Annotated in this window: 13 protein-coding genes; 12 read left to right on the top strand and 1 reads right to left on the bottom strand. The window is 33.3% G+C overall.

Features of this window, described 5'->3' with window-relative positions:
* Positions 1–28: 28 nt before the first annotated feature.
* Complete coding sequence (locus BJG89_RS08675; protein WP_096810107.1) at positions 29–2605, bottom strand: YfhO family protein; 2577 nt, start codon at positions 2603–2605, stop codon at positions 29–31.
* Between the two features lie 343 nt (positions 2606–2948).
* On the opposite strand from BJG89_RS08675, the gene ylqF reads away from it, so the two are divergent.
* The 12 genes from ylqF to rpsB all read left to right on the top strand — a co-directional run bounded on the left by ylqF (position 2949) and on the right by rpsB (position 16791).
* Positions 2949–3809: a ribosome biogenesis GTPase YlqF gene (gene ylqF, locus BJG89_RS08670; protein WP_096810105.1), complete on the top strand. Its 861-nt coding sequence runs from the start codon at positions 2949–2951 to the stop codon at positions 3807–3809.
* Positions 3810–3818: 9 nt separating this feature from the next.
* The gene (locus BJG89_RS08665; RefSeq protein WP_096810103.1) at positions 3819–4589 is read left to right on the top strand and encodes a ribonuclease HII; all 771 of its coding nucleotides are present in this window, start codon (positions 3819–3821) and stop codon (positions 4587–4589) included.
* Positions 4590–4696: 107 nt separating this feature from the next.
* Positions 4697–5863, top strand: coding sequence for an ADP-forming succinate--CoA ligase subunit beta (gene sucC, locus BJG89_RS08660; protein WP_096810101.1), 1167 nt, complete (start codon positions 4697–4699; stop codon positions 5861–5863).
* 21 nt (positions 5864–5884) lie between these two features.
* Complete coding sequence (sucD, locus tag BJG89_RS08655; protein ID WP_096810099.1) at positions 5885–6793, top strand: succinate--CoA ligase subunit alpha; 909 nt, start codon at positions 5885–5887, stop codon at positions 6791–6793.
* Between the two features lie 320 nt (positions 6794–7113).
* On the top strand, positions 7114–7986 hold the full coding sequence (dprA, locus tag BJG89_RS08650; protein ID WP_096810097.1) for a DNA-processing protein DprA: 873 nt from the start codon (positions 7114–7116) through the stop codon (positions 7984–7986).
* Between the two features lie 196 nt (positions 7987–8182).
* Positions 8183–10249 carry a type I DNA topoisomerase gene (topA, locus tag BJG89_RS08645; RefSeq protein WP_096810096.1) on the top strand — a complete coding sequence of 689 codons (2067 nt, stop codon included), beginning with the start codon at positions 8183–8185 and terminating at the stop codon, positions 10247–10249.
* Between the two features lie 155 nt (positions 10250–10404).
* A complete protein-coding gene (gene trmFO, locus BJG89_RS08640) occupies positions 10405–11712 on the top strand; it encodes an FADH(2)-oxidizing methylenetetrahydrofolate--tRNA-(uracil(54)-C(5))-methyltransferase TrmFO (RefSeq protein WP_096810094.1) in 1308 nt (435 codons plus the stop codon).
* Positions 11713–11831: 119 nt separating this feature from the next.
* Entirely contained in the window at positions 11832–12722 is an 891-nt protein-coding gene (gene xerC / locus BJG89_RS08635) for a tyrosine recombinase XerC (RefSeq protein ID WP_096810092.1), read from the top strand.
* A gap of 3 nt (positions 12723–12725) precedes the next feature.
* Positions 12726–13268 carry an ATP-dependent protease subunit HslV gene (gene hslV, locus BJG89_RS08630; protein ID WP_096810090.1) on the top strand — a complete coding sequence of 181 codons (543 nt, stop codon included), beginning with the start codon at positions 12726–12728 and terminating at the stop codon, positions 13266–13268.
* A gap of 121 nt (positions 13269–13389) precedes the next feature.
* Complete coding sequence (hslU, locus tag BJG89_RS08625) at positions 13390–14799, top strand: ATP-dependent protease ATPase subunit HslU (protein WP_096810089.1); 1410 nt, start codon at positions 13390–13392, stop codon at positions 14797–14799.
* A 23-nt stretch (positions 14800–14822) separates the two neighbouring features.
* Entirely contained in the window at positions 14823–15596 is a 774-nt protein-coding gene (gene codY, locus BJG89_RS08620) for a GTP-sensing pleiotropic transcriptional regulator CodY (protein ID WP_096810087.1), read from the top strand.
* Between the two features lie 403 nt (positions 15597–15999).
* The gene (gene rpsB, locus BJG89_RS08615; RefSeq protein ID WP_096810084.1) at positions 16000–16791 is read left to right on the top strand and encodes a 30S ribosomal protein S2; all 792 of its coding nucleotides are present in this window, start codon (positions 16000–16002) and stop codon (positions 16789–16791) included.
* Positions 16792–16853: the final 62 nt, after the last annotated feature.

Genomic DNA, 16853 nt, shown 5'->3' with positions numbered 1-16853 from the left:
GGTCATACCTCATCTCAGACAAACTCCTTTATTTAAATTTAAATTTTTTGATTAAACACCAAAAAACACTTATTACGATACATATAGCTGAAATTGTAATCATTGTAAACCAATATTTAGGGCGGTATTTAATAACTATGTTGCTATCATTTTCTGAAACAGGGATACCTGTCATCATATAATTGACTTTTATAGGTTTTACCTTTTTATGATCTACATAAGCTATCATACTGTCACGAAAAGGTATATTAACCGTCGCGATGCCTTTTTGATGCGGCGCTAATGTCATCTTAACGCCATTTTTAATATCTTTATAGTGGTTGTTTTGTTGTAACTTAAACGCACGTTTAAGCTTATTATAGTTTTCACCATGAAGGCTTAGAATTTTAAAATGATAGTTTCCATTTGGGCTAAGCGTAATATTAATATTACCATTTTCATCTGGTTGCGTCCTATATAATTGAGTTTCGACCCCAGTTTTATACGTTGAATTATTATATAAACGCTGATTGGCATAATTATTAATATTAATCGTGTAATTACTATCGGGTTGACCGCGTCTGATTTTCAAAGTTAAATAAAAGTCTGTATAGCGTTCTCTTAAATCACTAGGTACGTGTATTTGTATGCTGCCATTTGATTGAGGCAGATAAATCTGGTTATTATCCCTAAAATCTATATTTTTGGATGATATATCAGTACTATTTTTAAGATTATTGGCATTATCAGTGTATGATTTCCCTTTATCATTGATAATGACACCATCTAACATTGCATGTTCTCTATCAATAGGCGTCTTTAATTTTTGAGCATCATATAAATGGTTGGTTACTTTGACTGAAGGTAAATTTAAAGTATTTTCATAAATTTGGTATTGTCCTTTACTTTCAACTTTTTTAAAATACGCAGGCACGTTATCTTGATAATCTTTTAACATTAAATATTTAATTGAAAATAAACTATTAATATTTTGTCTACCATTAGTAGATTGATATCTGCTTACAGATTCAGATTGTAAATTGATTTTTAACGCGTCATAATAATAATCTAAAATGTTATGGTCAAAAATACTTGAGTATATACTTGTACCTTTAAAAAATTGGTACATTGGTGTATTATCTTGCTCATTAACACGCCAATCGATACGTTCGTCTTCTGATTTAGAATAGTTCATTTGAGATACTAATTGATGTTGTAATGGCGTATTAAAAAGACTTGCATTAACATAATCATTATTTGCACGTTCAACGTGATCTTCAAAATAAATTTGATTTCGTATAAAAACATCCGCTACTAATGTTGCAAGAATCATTATGGCAATATAGTAAAAATAAGATAATTTATTACGATAAATGGACGCTTTGACGCATAATACTAATAAACCAACTAAACTGACAATCGGTGTAAACCATAGCCAGGATACATATGTATCATAGACCCATGCACTGACAAAAACAAAACCTAAACTTACTATTGAAGAAAATATGTAGTTTTTGATAGTTAATGTACTAAAATATTTTGCGTATAACCCCATGAGCATTGCAGCATTAAAAGCAATTAAATAATGCCATCTTTTTTGAGGCGCAGAAAACCCGTTAAATAACTGGTCGACAAATGGTAAAAAATGAGCACCTATGGACATAATCATAAAAATAGCAAAAAGTTTAAAATAAAAATGTTTATAAAGCTTAAATGATAACAAAGCTTGTATCACTATATATAAAATGACAATTAAATAATTATCGTAAAACAAGTTGGTATTTTGATTAAATGGTTCAAAGGCGTCTACGTTTCCATCAAAAGGTATACGTCTATTATTTAAATAAGCTTGTATTCCATGATAAAAAAAGAAAAGGCTACATCCAAGAGACAATAGCGCAGCCGTAGATAATGTATATATGGCTTTGAACCTAGGGATTACGTCGTGTCTATGTTTAAAAATCAATCTAGCTATAAAGTAAATTAAACCTACTACTAATTGATAATAAGCAAAATAAAAATTATTAATTAATGATAAGGTTACTATCAAAATAAATATACCCTTTTTTCCTTTTTGTAAATATAATTCAATAGACCATAATAATAGAGGCAATAATATAAAAATATCACTAAAAAAGGGCCAATATACAGTAAACCTAAAATAAATAGGTGATATGACAAAAATGTATGAAGTCAGTAAGGAAATAATTGTATTATTAGTTATTCTTCGTACAAAACCAAATGTTGCTAACATAGCTAAACTAGATTTAATGATTGAGATAACAATTGCGTTTGTCATCCAAAACATCACATCTTGTGTATTTAAATGAAAGCATAAATCCACCGCAAAGATAAATAAAACGTTTAATATAAACAAGATATTTGTTGAAAAATAATAACTTAAGTCAGTGAAAAAATCTCCACCTAAACCGAAATCAGTTGCGTAAAACCATTGTCCTTGACTCCATTTATCATATAAATACATTTGAATAGGTACCATTTGCTCCATACCATCATTAGGACCAGTAAATAAAATACCATCACTAATAAATCTGTAAATAACATATCCATGACCAATGATTGCTAATATAAAGCTTAGTATTATGTAAATAAGTATCCTTTTCATGAATAATCTCCTGTAATTTAAGTCAATTTAATTCTATTGTAACCATTTTTTTGAATGATTGATAAAAATTACTATTATTTTATCTATATTAAATAATAGTGATTTTAAAAATACATTTAAATCATTACAACGCGTTGAAGGTGTAAATTGAGTTCTAATGATACAATGATTTAATTAATTAGAGCTTACAAAAAAAAAATACTGTAAAATAGTGATTATCATCGTAAAGTAAAGCAAAATTTTTATTTATCTTTAATCGAGCAACATGTTATCATTTTAAGGTCAAATAATAGAGGAATAAATTTTAAAATATTGAAAATACAGTATAAGAAAGGTGAAGCAAATGGTAATCCAATGGTATCCAGGCCACATGGCAAAAGCAAAACGCGAAGTTGCTGAACAATTAAAAAAAGTAGATGTTGTATTTGAACTTGTAGATGCTCGTATTCCTTATAGTTCACGTAATCCAATGATTGATGAAGTCATACAGCAAAAACCAAGAGTTGTGATCTTAAATAAAAAAGATATGGCAAATTTAAAAGAATTAGAAAAATGGGAATCATATTTCAAGTGTAAAGGATATTACCCAGTTGCAATCGACGCTAAGCATGGTAAAGGTTTGAAATTAGTAGAGCAAGCTGCTATTAAAGCAACACAAGAAAAATTTGAACGTGAAAAGAAAAAGGGTTTAAAACCACGTGCAATTAGAGCTATGATTGTCGGCATCCCAAATGTAGGCAAATCTACATTAATTAATAAATTAGCGCATAAATCTATTGCTAAAACAGGTAATACACCTGGAGTAACAAAGCAACAACAATGGATCAAAATCGGTAATTCACTTCAGTTGTTAGATACGCCGGGGATTTTATGGCCTAAATTTGAAGACCAATTAGTAGGAAAAAAATTAAGTATTACGGGTGCAATTAAAGATAGTATTGTTCATTTAGATGAAGTTGCCATCTATGGTTTAGAATTCTTAAAGGAACACGACTATGAAGGGCTTAAAAACCACTATAAAGTTGATGTTGCTATAGAAGCGGAAAACATTGAATGGTTCGATGCTATCGGCCGTCGTAGGGGATTATTACGTAGTGGGAACGAAGTGGATTACGAAGCGGTAATTGATTTAATTATTCATGAAGTTAGAAACGCTAAAATTGGCACTTACACATTTGATGTAATTAAAGAAATGGATGTGTAATCTTAGAATATGAAACAGACAATAAAAGAAATTAAAGCACATTTAACTCAACTTCAGTCTATTAAAGCAATTCAACAACAAGCATATTTTATGGACAAACGTATAGGAGTTCAAAAAGCGATAGCGACTCGACTTAAACAATTAGACAAAGCCCAACAATTGGTAAAGCAATATGAAGCAATGTCTTATTATGAAACACAAATATTAGAAAAAGATAACAATGCTTTTGTTTGCGGTATTGATGAAGTTGGTAGAGGACCACTTGCTGGGCCAGTTGTAGCATGTGCCGTTATTTTAAATAGCGGTCATCAGTTTACCGGTCTTAATGATTCAAAACAACTTTCATCAAAAAAACGTAAAATGTTAGAAAGTCAATTACTAGAAGATTTGTACGCGTATGCTTTTGGTTATGCATCTGTTGAAGAAATTGATCAAATTAATATTTATGAAGCTACAAAATTAGCAATGAATCGGGCGATTGACGGGCTACCAGTAAAACCGACGCATCTTCTTATTGATGCAATGACATTAGAGACTGATATACCGCAGACATCATTAATTAAAGGAGATGCTAAAAGTGTATCGATAGCTGCAGCAAGTGTTTTAGCTAAAGAGAATAGAGATCGTTACATGATTAAACTTGCTCAAAAAAGCCCCGGATATGGTTTTGAAAAAAACGTTGGATATGGAACACAACAACATTTAGATGGAATTAAGCAGTATGGGATTTTAAATGAACACCGAAAAACTTTTGAACCAATTAAATCACTTTATAAATAATCATAAAATTAAAAGAATTGAAATAAGTAGTTTAAATGAGTTTACAATAGCGCTTTCATTTCCTATAATTAAAGGTGAACTTAACCTAAGAAACAGGAGGATGGAGAATGAATATCCACGAGTATCAAGGTAAAGCAATATTTCGTTCAATGGGCGTTGCTGTCCCAGAAGGACGCGTAGCATTCACTGCAGATGAAGCAGTGGAAAAAGCAAAAGAATTAGATTCAAATGTATATGTTGTAAAAGCACAAATACACGCTGGGGGTAGAGGTAATGCAGGCGGTGTTAAAATTGCAAAATCACTTTCTGAAGTGGAAACATATGCAAAGGAATTGTTAGGTAAAACCTTAGTGACGCATCAAACGGGTCCAGAAGGTAAAGAAATTAAACGCCTTTACATAGAAGAAGGCTGCGATATTCAAAAAGAATATTATGTTGGATTTGTAATTGACCGTGCAACTGACAGAGTAACATTGATGGCTTCAGAAGAAGGCGGTACTGAAATTGAAAAAGTTGCTGCTGAGACACCTGAAAAAATCTTTAAAGAAACGATTGATCCAGTTGTTGGTTTAGCGCCTTATCAAGCAAGAAGAATTGCTTTCAACATTAATATTCCTAAAGAATCCATCAATAAAGCAGCTAAATTTTTAGTATCACTTTATAATGTATTTATAGAAAAAGATTGTTCTATTGTAGAAATTAACCCACTAGTGACAACTGGTGACGGTCAAGTACTTGCGTTAGACGCAAAACTTAATTTTGATGATAATGCATTATTCAAACATAAAGATATCCAAGAATTACGCGATTTAGAAGAAGAAGATCCAAAAGAAATTGAAGCTTCTAAGTATGATTTATCATACATCGCTTTAGATGGTGACATTGGTTGTATGGTGAATGGTGCTGGTTTAGCAATGGCAACGATGGATACAATCAACCACTTTGGTGGAAACCCAGCGAACTTCCTTGACGTAGGGGGCGGCGCAACTAAAGAAAAAGTTACTGAAGCATTTAAAATCATCTTAGGAGATAAAAATGTAAAAGGTATCTTTGTAAACATCTTCGGCGGCATAATGAAATGTGACATTATCGCAGAAGGCATTGTTGCTGCAGTTAAAGAAGTAGAACTTACACTACCACTTGTTGTACGTTTAGAAGGTACAAATGTTGAAAGAGGTAAAGAAATCCTTAAAGAATCTGGATTAGCAATTGAACCAGCTGCAACAATGGCAGAAGGCGCACAAAAAATCGTAAAACTTGTAAAAGAAGCGTAAGGAAAGGATGGGAACGCTAAGATGAGCGTAATGATAGATAAAAATACAAAAGTAATTGTACAAGGTATCACAGGATCTACTGCACTTTTCCATACAAAACAAATGCTTGAATATGGTACACAAATTGTTGCAGGGGTAACTCCAGGTAAAGGCGGACAGGTAGTAGAAGGCGTGCCTGTTTTTAATACAGTTGAAGAAGCTAAACAAGAAACTGGTGCAACGGTTTCGGTAATCTATGTACCTGCGCCATTTGCAGCAGATGCTATTTTAGAATGTATAGAAGCTGAATTAGACTTAGCGATTTGTATTACTGAACATATTCCAGTAATTGATATGGTTAAGGTAAAACGTTATTCAGAAGGTAAGAAAACACGTGTTATTGGGCCGAACTGTCCAGGTGTTATTACTGCTGATGAATGTAAAATTGGTATCATGCCAGGTTATATTCATAAAAAAGGTCATGTGGGCGTAGTTTCACGCTCAGGTACATTGACTTATGAAGCAGTACACCAATTGACAGAAGAAGGCATTGGTCAAACAACAGCAGTGGGTATTGGCGGAGACCCGGTCAATGGTACGAATTTTATTGATGTATTAAAGCAATTTAATGAAGACGATGAAACAAAAGCAGTTGTAATGATTGGTGAAATTGGTGGCACAGCAGAAGAAGAAGCTGCTGAATGGATTAAAGATAATATGGACAAACCAGTTGTAGGTTTCGTAGGTGGTCAAACTGCACCTCCAGGAAAACGTATGGGCCACGCAGGTGCTATTGTCTCAGGCGGTAAAGGAACTGCAGAAGAAAAAATCAAAACGCTTAATAGTTGTGGCGTGAAAACTGCAGATACACCATCTGAAATTGGCACAACATTAATCGAAGCTGCTAAAGAAGTAGGCATATATGAACAGTTACTTACTGTCAAACAGTAATAATGAATGCACCAAATTAAAACCAGCACAAATTCCAACATATGTTGGAGTTTGTGCTATTTCAAGTGGGGTTGTTCACCCTATTTTTACGTGTAAAAAATACATAGGCCTATCCAAAAATAATTCAGCATGCGTTGTAGCTGAAATTAATTTTGGATAGGTCTATTTTATTGATTGATTTGGGCATTTGGGTTATGGTTTTGATTAATTATAAAATTACTTTTTAAAAATAGATTACATTTCTTGTTTAAATGAATCTAATTTGTAACCCGTTTTTATGCCGTTTTACTTTATAATAAGGTTATAAAGGAGAGCGATAAATGGACATTAATCATCTATACTTAAAGTTACGCTTTGCAGGAATGACAACGAGACAAATACATCAATTATTTAATTATGAATGTGATTTTGGCTCTTATAATAAGAGAGAACAGCAGTATAAGTTGAAATCGTATTTAACTAAAATTAAATCAACGAAAAAAATGAGTATATATGATAATTTTATTAAGCATGATATCGAATCTATTTTATTACAATTAGATAGGTGGAAAGTAAAATTCATCGGGATCAAAAACACTGCGTATCCAAATTTACTCCGTGAAATATTTGAGCCTCCCTTTATACTTTTTTATAAAGGAAACCTATCATTGGCACAAAATGAACAAAGTCTTGCGGTTGTTGGTTCTAGGCAAGCTACAAGTTATACAAACGAGGCCTTAAGGATTCTTTTTCCTTCATTTAAAAAGAGAAATTTAACAATTGTTTCTGGCTTGGCAGAAGGCGCAGATAAATTAGCACATCAACACGCTTTAGCGCACCATATGCCTGCAATAGCAGTTTTAGGATTTGGACACTTAAACCATTATCCTAAGACAACATACGTTATCAGAAAGCAACTGGAGCAAAAAGGATTAGTCGTTAGCGAATACTTACCATATCAAAAACCACTCAAACATCACTTTCCAGAAAGAAATAGAATTATTAGTGGTCTATCAAAAGGTGTTTTAATTACAGAATCGACAATCAATAGTGGAACATCTATAACAACAAATTGTGCGTTAGATCAAAATAGAGAAGTGTATGTTTTATCAGGTTCAATATTTAATAAAATGACAATGGGTAATTTAATTAGTGCGCAAGAAGGCGCCAAAATCGTAATATCTGCAAAAGATATCATAGAAGATTATCATTAATTCTCTGTGGTTATTTGCATGCGTTAAAGCTCAAATTTACAGCCAGTGATAACATGTGAATAAACGATGACTTTTCTTAATTTTAAACCTAATTATTCCTGTGATTAAATAAATTTAAAATTAAAAACATTGACAAAAACAAAATAGACCGTTTATCATTTATCTTTGTAATTAGAAATGCAAGGGGGTAACTACTTTGGCAGAAAATTTAGTCATAGTTGAATCGCCTGCAAAAGCTAAAACCATTGAAAAATATTTAGGTAAAAAATATAAAGTTATCGCATCTATGGGGCATGTAAGAGATTTGCCGAGAAGCCAAATGGGCGTAGATGTAGAAAATGACTATGAACCCAAATATATTACTATACGCGGCAAAGGTCCTGTTGTTAAAGAATTAAAAAAACATGCTAAGAAAGCTAAAAAAATATTCTTAGCAAGTGACCCTGACCGTGAAGGTGAGGCAATTGCTTGGCATTTGGCAAACATATTAGACTTAGAAGATTCAACTGAAAATAGAGTAGTATTTAATGAAATAACAAAGGATGCTGTGAAAGAAAGTTTTAAACATCCAAGAGGCATTGAGATGGAACTTGTTGATGCTCAACAAGCAAGAAGAATATTAGACCGTTTAGTTGGATATAATATTTCTCCTGTTTTATGGAAAAAAGTAAAAAAAGGTCTTTCTGCTGGTCGCGTACAATCAGTCGCTTTGAGATTAGTGATAGATAGAGAAAATGAAATTAGAAATTTCAAACCAGAAGAATATTGGAAAATTGAGGGCGAATTTAGATACAAAAAATCAAAATTCAATGCTAAATTCCTTCATTACAAAAATAAACCATACAAATTAACAAACAAAAACGATGTTGAAACAATAACGTCCCAGTTAGATGGAGATCAATTTGAAGTAACGAAAGTAACTAAAAAAGAAAAGACGCGTTATCCTGCTAATCCTTTTACGACCTCGACGCTGCAACAAGAAGCGGCGAGAAAATTAAACTTTAAAGCGCGTAAAACAATGATGCTTGCACAACAACTGTATGAAGGTATTGACTTGAAGAAACAAGGTACGGTTGGTTTAATCACATATATGCGTACGGATTCTACAAGAATTTCTGATCAAGCTAAGAATGAAGCAAAGGATTATATTAAAGAAACTTATGGTGATAATTATACTTCGAATCGCAAGGCCAAAGGTCAAGGAGATCAAGATGCTCACGAAGCTATTAGACCATCAAGTACTTTACGTACACCTAATGAAATGAAAAGTTACTTGACTAGAGATCAACATAGACTATATAAACTTATTTGGGAGCGATTCGTTGCAAGTCAAATGGCTCCAGCTATTTTAGACACAGTAGCATTAGATTTAACACAGAACGATTTAAAATTCCGTGCAAATGGCCAAACAATTAAATTCAAAGGATTTATGACTTTATACGTTGAGACAAAAGATGACAGTGATGAAGGTAAAGAAAATAAATTACCTCATATCGATGAAGGTGAAATGGTAACTGCAACTCAAATTGAACCTTCACAACATTTTACTCAACCCCCACCACGTTATACGGAAGCAAGACTCGTAAAAACGTTAGAAGAAATGAAAATCGGTCGCCCATCTACTTATGCACCAACTATTGATACAATTCAAAAAAGAAATTATGTTAAGAATGAAAGCAAACGCTTTGTACCAACTGAGTTAGGTGAAATTGTACATGAGCAAGTTAAAGAATATTTCCCTGAAATTATCGATGTAGACTTTACAGTTAATATGGAAACGCTATTAGATAAAGTGGCCGAAGGAGAAATTGCTTGGAAGAAAGTTATTTCTGATTTTTATAGCAGCTTTAAGCAAGATGTAGAGCGTGCAGAAGAAGAAATGGAAAAAATTGAAATTAAAGATGAACCTGCCGGTGAAGATTGTGAAGTTTGTGGTGCACCTATGGTTATAAAAATGGGTCGATATGGAAAATTTATGGCATGTTCCAATTTCCCTGATTGTAGAAATACAAAAGCTATCGTTAAAACAATCGGAGTAACATGCCCAAAATGTAAAGAAGGCGACGTTGTTGAACGAAAATCTAAAAAGAATCGTATTTTTTACGGATGCTCTAAATATCCAGAATGTGACTTTGTAACTTGGGATAAACCAATCGGCCGTGACTGTCCAAAATGTAAGCATTACTTAGTTGAAAAAAAACAAGGGCGTAAAAGTCAGGTTATTTGCTCAAATTGTGATTACAAAGAAGAAGAGCAAAAATAACAATTATATATAAATTGATTATTAGAAAAGTGTAACAATTTCATTTTTTAATAGTTATTAGCAACTTACGATTCATATTTTATAACGTAGATGTATGTTATTAATATTATAATAAAAAATCGTAGTTGCTATTTTTGTGTATAGGGGGAAAATAAATGTCTCAAATTGTCAATGTTATAGGGGCTGGTCTAGCTGGTTCAGAAGCGGCATACCAATTAGCTCAAAGAGGTATAAAGGTGAATTTAATTGAAATGAGACCGGTGAAGCAAACGCCAGCACATCATACAGATAAATTTGCCGAACTAGTCTGCTCTAATTCATTACGTGGTAACGCATTGACTAATGCTGTTGGTGTATTGAAAGAAGAAATGAGGCGCATGGGTTCACTCATCATTACTGCAGCTGATAAAGCACGTGTTCCAGCCGGTGGTGCGTTAGCTGTTGATCGACACGATTTTGCTGGTTACATTACTGACACATTAAAAAAGCATCCTAACATAACTGTAATCAATGAAGAAATAAACAGTATACCAGAGGGTTATACTATTATTGCAACTGGACCATTAACAACTAACCAACTAGCGACTGAAATTGTAGAAGTTACTGGTAAAGACCAATTATACTTTTATGACGCAGCAGCGCCTATAGTTGAAAAAGATAGTATTGATATGGATAAAGTTTATTTAAAATCTCGTTATGATAAAGGTGAAGCTGCTTATTTGAATTGTCCAATGACTGAAGATGAATTTAATCGATTCTACGATGCATTGCTAGAAGCTGAAGTAGCGCCAGTAAATGAGTTCGAAAAAGAAAAATATTTTGAAGGGTGTGTGCCTTTTGAAGTTATGGCAGCACGTGGGCGCAAAACATTGTTATTCGGACCTATGAAACCAGTAGGGTTGGAAAATCCTAGAACTGGAGAACTTCCGTATGCAATTGTGCAGTTACGGCAAGATGATGCAGCAGGAACATTGTATAACTTAGTAGGTTTCCAAACGCATTTGAAGTGGGGTGCTCAAAAAGAAGTGCTCAAACTAATCCCAGGCTTAGAAAATGTTGAAATTGTTAGATATGGTGTCATGCATAGAAATACTTTTATCAATTCTCCAGACGTTTTAACTGAAACTTATGAATTAAAAGGAAGAGAAAAACTTCATTTCGCTGGTCAAATGACTGGCGTAGAAGGCTACGTAGAAAGTGCTGCAAGTGGTTTAATCGCTGGTATCAATGTCGCTCATAAAATCGAAAATAAAGGGAAAGTTATTTTTCCTAGAGAAACGATGCTAGGCAGCATGGCTTATTATATTTCACATGCGAAAAACGAAAAAAACTTCCAGCCAATGAATGCTAATTTTGGTTTATTACCATCTTTAGACGAAAAAATTAAAGATAAAAAAGCCCGTTATGAACAACTTGCTCACAGAGCATTAACATATTTAGATAATTATAAACAAACATTGTAGAATTTATAACTAATCTATGTTGTTTCAGAAAATTAAGAAAGTTTTCCTCAATTTAATAGTTATGTTTCGCAGTTCCCTCTATCGATATGCTACAATTTATGTTGATGGAGGGGTTTTTATTGGAAGAAATCCAGCAAGCATATCTATACATGCTTAAAGTAGAACGTCAATTTTCAGAGCATACTTTGAAATCATACTATGATGATTTAGAGCAATTTAATGACTTTTTAAACCAAGAATATTTAAGCTTAAAAACATTTGAATATAAAGATGCCAGAAACTACTTGAGTTATTTATATTCAAAAAACTTGAAAAGAACATCAGTTTCTCGTAAAATTTCTACGCTGAGAAGTTTTTACGAATACTGGATGGTTCAAGACGAAAACGTCATAAATCCATTTATACAATTAGTACATCCTAAGAAAGAACAATATTTACCACATTTTTTCTATGAAGAAGAAATGGAAGCATTATTTCATACAGTAGAAAAAGACCTAAAAAAAGGTTTGAGAGATCGTGTGATTTTGGAACTTTTATATGCAACTGGCATTAGAGTTTCAGAGTTAGTTAATATAAAAGAACAAGATTTGGATATGAACTTGCCAGGTGTTAAGGTTTTAGGTAAAGGTGGCAAAGAACGTTTTATCCCATTTGGAGAGTTTTGTAAGCAAAGTATTGAACATTATTTAGAATCATTTAGCCCGAAAAAAGGGAATGAGCACGATTATTTGCTAGTCAATATGAACGGTGCGCCAATTACTGAGCGTGGCGTTCGTTATGTGTTGAACGATGTAGTGAAACGGACAGCAGGCGTGACTGATATACATCCACATAAATTAAGACACACATTTGCAACACATATGCTCAATCAAGGCGCGGATTTACGTACCGTGCAATCATTATTAGGCCATGTTAATTTATCGACTACAGGTCGTTATACACATGTTACTAATGAACAGTTGAAAAAAGTATATTTAAATGCACATCCTCGTGCAAAAAAGGAGAATTAGTATATGAGTACATCTATTCATGCTACGACCATCTTTGCAGTCCAACATAACGGTCATTCAGCAATGGCTGGTGATGGTCAAGTTACGCTTGGAGAACAAGTAATTATGAAACAAACTGCTAGAAAAGTGCGACGTTTATATAATGATAAAGTATTAGCCGGCTTTGCAGGTAGTGTTGCAGACGCGTTTACATTATTTGAAAAATTCGAAACAAAATTACAACAATTTAGCGGCAATTTAGAAAGAGCTGCAGTTGAATTAGCACAAGAATGGAGAGGCGACAAGCAATTAAGACAACTAGAAGCGATGCTTATTGTTATGGATAAAGAATCCATACTTGTTGTTAGTGGAACTGGAGAAGTTATTGCGCCAGATGATGATTTAATTGCAATTGGTTCAGGCGGTAACTACGCATTGAGTGCTGGTAGAGCATTAAAACGTCACGCGACTGATTTAAGTGCACGCGAAATGGCTTATGAAAGTTTAAAAGTTGCGTCAGACATATGTGTATTTACTAATGACCAAATTGTCGTGGAAGAACTTTAAATAAAATATTTTTGAAGTAAAAAGTGATAAAGCAGAAAAGAGCGTAAACAACAATATTATTGTATAATAAATAACGGAATTTAAAATGAGAAATTCATAGTTACGGAGGTATTTTTTTCTTATGGAGTCGAATGGTATTAAATTAACGCCAAAAGATATCGTTTCAAAACTTAACGAATACATTGTCGGTCAAGATGATGCAAAACGCAAAGTGGCAGTAGCATTAAGAAATCGATATAGACGAAGCTTATTGTCAGACGAAGCAAAACAAGAAATTGCACCTAAAAATATATTGATGATTGGTCCAACGGGTGTAGGTAAAACAGAGATTGCGAGACGAATGGCTAAAGTTGTTGGCGCACCTTTTATTAAAGTTGAAGCCACGAAGTTTACAGAAGTAGGATACGTCGGCCGTGATGTGGAAAGCATGGTTCGAGATTTAGTTGACATCGCTATCAGATTAGTTAAAGATCAGAAAAAAGCTTTAGTTAAAGACGAAGCAAGAACCAAAGCAAATGAAAAATTAGTAAAACTTTTAGTTCCCAGTATGAAGAAAAAGGCTAATAATAGCAATGGTAGTAATCCATTAGAATCTCTTTTTGGCGGAGCAATACCCAATTTCGGTCAAAATAATGAAGAAGAAGAAGAAACTCCAACTGAAGAAATCAAGACAAAACGTTCTGAGATTAAACAACAATTATTAAATGGCGAGCTTGAAGAAGAGAAAGTTAGGTTAAAAGTTGAACAAGACCCTGGCGCTTTAGGTATGCTAGGAACAAATCAAAATCAACAAATGCAAGATATGATGAACCAATTAATGCCTAAGAAAAAAGTTGAAAGAGAAGTTCCAGTTAAAACAGCACGTAATATATTGACAGATGAATATGCGGATGAACTTATCGACCAAGAAACTGCTAACCAAGAAGCAATCGAATTAGCTGAACAAATGGGAATTATCTTTATTGACGAAATAGATAAAGTCGCAACTAATAATCAAAGTTCAGGCCAAGATGTTTCGCGTCAAGGTGTACAGAGAGACATTTTACCTATACTTGAAGGTAGCATGGTCCAAACTAAATATGGTACTGTTAATACTGAACATATGCTATTCATTGGTGCAGGGGCTTTCCATGTCTCAAAACCAAGTGATTTAATTCCAGAATTACAGGGCCGTTTCCCAATTCGTGTTGAATTAGAAAGTCTTTCTGTAGAAGACTTTGTAAGAATCCTTACAGAGCCTAAACTATCACTGGTTAAACAGTATGAAGCATTGCTCCAAACTGAACAGGTTACGGTTAATTTCACAGAAGATGCAATTAAACGTTTAGCAGAAATTGCATTCCAAGTTAACCAAGATACTGATAATATTGGTGCACGTAGGTTGCATACAATACTTGAAAAAATGTTAGAAGATTTATCATTTGAAGCACCAAGTATGCCACATGCAGTAGTTGATATCACGCCTCAATACGTTGATGATAAGTTGAAATCAATTTCAACGAACAAAGATTTAAGTGCGTTTATTTTATAATATAAATAAAAAGGAGTAGGAATATGAGCTTATTATCGAAAACTAGAGAATTAAATACACTTTTGCAAAAACATAAAGGTATTGCTGTAGATTTTAAAGACGTAGCACAAACGATAAGTAGCGTAACGGTAACGAATGTTTTTATCGTATCAAGAAAAGGGAAAATTTTAGGATCAAGTTTAAATGAACTTCTAAAAAATGAACGTATTATTCAAATGTTAGAAAACCGACATATACCTGTTGAATATACAGATAAATTGATGGATGTAAAAGAAACGCAATCTAACATTGGCATAGAAAGTGATTTATCAGTATTCCCACCTGAAAATAAAGACGTGTTTAAAGATAGTAAATCAACAATCTTTCCAATATTAGGTGGTGGAGAAAGATTGGGGACATTAGTGCTTGGGCGTGTACAAGATGATTTTTCTGAAAATGACTTAGTGTTAGGTGAATACGCTGCTACAGTTATCGGTATGGAAATATTACGTGAAAAACACAATGAAGTTGAGCAAGAAGCGCGAGATAAAGCAGCAATAAATATGGCGATTAATTCACTATCCTATTCAGAAAGCGAAGCAATTGAACACATTTTTGAAGAATTAGGCGGTAAAGAAGGTTTATTGATTGCTTCAAAAGTAGCAGACAGAGTAGGGATTACACGTTCTGTTATTGTAAATGCTTTGCGTAAATTAGAAAGTGCAGGCGTTATTGAATCCCGTTCATTAGGCATGAAAGGAACATTCATTAAAGTTAAAAAAGAAAAATTCTTAGATGAATTAGAAAGAATTAAATAATTCATCACAAAGCGAGCGCTCGGGACAAAGCTTATGTTGAATTTGCTCCTTGAAAGGCGATATGAACCAAGTTTATGTATAAGAGACATTTTTGGGTCAGTTTTTCGAGAAAGGATGTCTTTAAAAATTACCCCCAAAGAGTTGAGTAAGCATCATATCAGGTCTATTTGACATTCATTCATAACATAATAAGTGGCTGAGACATAAACTAACCGCTCAGCCGCTTATTAATGAGAAATTGTAAACTGAACTATTGCTTTATACGTATAGGTATGATATATTTATTCACGGCTATAAAGCCAATACGCACACGAAAAGCAGAAGTATAAAGGGTGCGATATTAAATTATCGTGTTTATATGAGCTTTTTGTGGAGGTAAAAAACCAGTAGGAGGATTTTAATTATGGCAGTAATTTCAATGAAACAATTACTAGAAGCAGGCGTTCACTTCGGTCACCAAACACGCCGTTGGAACCCAAAAATGAAAAGATACATTTTCACTGAAAGAAATGGTATCTATATTATCGACTTACAAAAAACAGTGAAAAAAGTTGAAGAAGCGTACAACTTCATGAAACAAATTTCAGAAGATGGCGGAAAAGTTTTATTCGTTGGTACGAAAAAACAAGCACAAGAATCAGTTAAAGCTGAAGCAGAACGTGCAGGTCAATTCTACGTTAACCAAAGATGGTTAGGTGGAATTTTAACTAACTATAAAACAATTTCAAAACGTATTAATCGTATTTCTGAAATTGAAAAAATGGAAGAAGATGGCTTATTCGAAGTATTACCTAAAAAAGAAGTTGTAGAACTTAGAAAAGAATATGACCGTTTAATTAAATTCTTAGGCGGAATTCGTGATATGAAATCTATGCCTCAAGCATTATTTGTAGTTGACCCTCGTAAAGAGCGCAACGCAATTGCTGAAGCACGTAAATTACACATCCCAATCGTTGGTATTGTGGATACTAACTGTGATCCAGATGAAATCGATTATGTTATCCCTGCAAACGATGATGCTATCCGTGCCGTTAAATTATTAACTGGTAAAATGGCAGATGCAATCTTAGAAGGTCAACAAGGTGTATCAAATGAAGAAGTAGCTGCAGAACAAAATATTGATTTGAATGAATCAAAAGAAGAAGCTACTGAAGCAGAAACAACTGAAGAAAACACTTCTGTTGAATCAAACTAAGAATAATGTAAAATGGGTGATAAGATATTTAAGCTTATCACCTTTTTTTAAAATAAATATAA

It is taken from the genome of Staphylococcus nepalensis (assembly GCF_002442935.1).
GTDB classification, from domain to species: domain Bacteria; phylum Bacillota; class Bacilli; order Staphylococcales; family Staphylococcaceae; genus Staphylococcus; species Staphylococcus nepalensis.
The sequence above is the reverse complement of the archived record's forward strand: the minus strand, read 5'-3'. Positions and strand labels throughout refer to the sequence as shown.